This window comes from Microbulbifer variabilis, from assembly GCF_020524905.1.
Taxonomy (GTDB): Bacteria; Pseudomonadota; Gammaproteobacteria; order Pseudomonadales; family Cellvibrionaceae; genus Microbulbifer; species Microbulbifer variabilis_A.
In genome coordinates this window covers 1-1,504 of the sequence record NZ_JAIVKI010000055.1, presented here as the reverse complement: position 1 = coordinate 1,504, position 1,504 = coordinate 1, and the positions used below count along the sequence as shown (strand labels likewise).

The window sequence follows — 1,504 nt, the reverse complement described above, 5'->3', positions numbered from 1 at the left end:
AAGCGGGAATGGTTAACAGGAAATCTCTATCCGACAAGAGAGGATGCGATAGCAGATGTAAGAGCCTATATTGCTTATTACAACTCACGCAGAATACATTCAACACTGGGGGACATAGCCCCTATCGAATTTGAGAAATGTGCTTAAAGAAGTGTCCGGTTGGAGTTGACCACAACAGTTTCCACCCGCGCGGCGATACCCTCGCGCTCGGCTTCGGTCAGGCCATCTTCCCCGCGTTCTTTGGATTGCTGACCGGCAATGGCATCGTTATAGCGCTGTATTTCCCGCTCGGCATATTCTCGACGTAGAGCTTCAAGGGATTCATAACCTCGCCGGGTTAAATCCTGCTCGCCAACGTGCAGAGAGGCGATTTGCCGCAAGCGCTGCTCGTGATCGAGACGAATTTTCCCCTGGCGATCCGCCAGAAATTGATCCAGCTGAATCAACTGAGCGGAACCCGCTTCCTGCTGACGTTTTAATTCGGCCGCAACGCGCTCCCGCTCGGCCTGCGCGCGAGCCTCAGCCGCTGCCTCCGAAACTTTCTTGCGCTCTTCCCACTGTGCCATCGCCGCTTTCAGGTCGGCGTCCTTCATTTCCTGCAACTGCGCGCGGTATTTTTCAACGAGATGGCTCTGGTATTGAATCTGGACCTGTACACCATCCCGAGTGGCCTGCTGTAGCTGTTTTTGGTGATGCAGGTATTTCGCTTGCAGCTCGAAGTATTTATCCGCGCTCTGCTCCGCCTCAGTGGGCATCAACACAGTGCGCCACCAGCTCACCGCATCCGCGACAAAACCGACACTCTTGGAGGCTTCCTCGGTCCTGCCCATGGCCTCCAGGAACTCTTGCCAGTTCTGGCTCAGGGTATCGACTTGGCCGGCTAGGCCGCCCGCCTCGGCAGAACCGGCGCCGCCCACCTGCTGGGCCAACTTGGCGAGAATAAAGCGCTGCGCTTCGGCGACTCGACCGCTTTCCTGCATGGTCCTGATCTGTTCCTTTTCCACTTCGGTAAAAGAAGCCCCAGAACGCTTTAATGCCGTCAATCCGGTTGCCGGATCTTCTAGCGCTTTACCTAGCTGCAGGCATCGCCACCCATGACCGCCGCCAGGTCTTGCGACAGCACAATGGCCAGATCAAATACATCGGTCTGCACGGACTTAAATGCCAGTAGCACCCCCTGTGCATCGCGTATGCCGGAAATACTGGCCAGGGTATTGCGAGCCACCGAACGGGCCTGCTCATCCAGCTCGGCTGCCGTACGGCCACTGGCATTACCGGTGGCTTTTAACAACGCCTCGATCTTGAGCTGGCCCCGCTCCATTTCTTCGGCGGCGCGGACACTCTTGTACATCAGCGCTGTGGCACCCGCTATAGCAACACCGAAGCCAGCCCAGGCCAAACCGCCGCCTGTGACAAGGCCATTAACAGCACTGAGGCGACCGGCCACCCCACCCAGGGGACCGTCTATGGCGGCAACACCTTGGGCTGCACCACGCATAGAGCG

The 1,504-nt window shown here is 57.5% G+C and carries 3 protein-coding genes; 1 reads left to right on the top strand and 2 read right to left on the bottom strand.

Going from position 1 to position 1,504, the window contains the following annotated elements; translation table 11 throughout:
* Positions 1-147 (top strand): IS3 family transposase (locus LC073_RS22055; RefSeq protein WP_226649673.1); only part of this gene is annotated, 147 nt, incomplete at its 5' end.
* Here the strand turns inward: LC073_RS22055 and LC073_RS21465 are convergent.
* Together LC073_RS21465 and LC073_RS21460 are read right to left on the bottom strand one after the other, a co-directional pair.
* Positions 144-1,043, bottom strand: coding sequence for a hypothetical protein (locus tag LC073_RS21465; protein WP_226649671.1), 900 nt, complete (start codon positions 1,041-1,043; stop codon positions 144-146). The two genes, LC073_RS22055 and LC073_RS21465, sit on opposite strands and share 4 nt — an antisense overlap.
* 29 nt (positions 1,044-1,072) lie before the next feature.
* Positions 1,073-1,504 (bottom strand): hypothetical protein (locus tag LC073_RS21460; protein WP_226649669.1); only part of this gene is annotated, 432 nt, incomplete at its 5' end.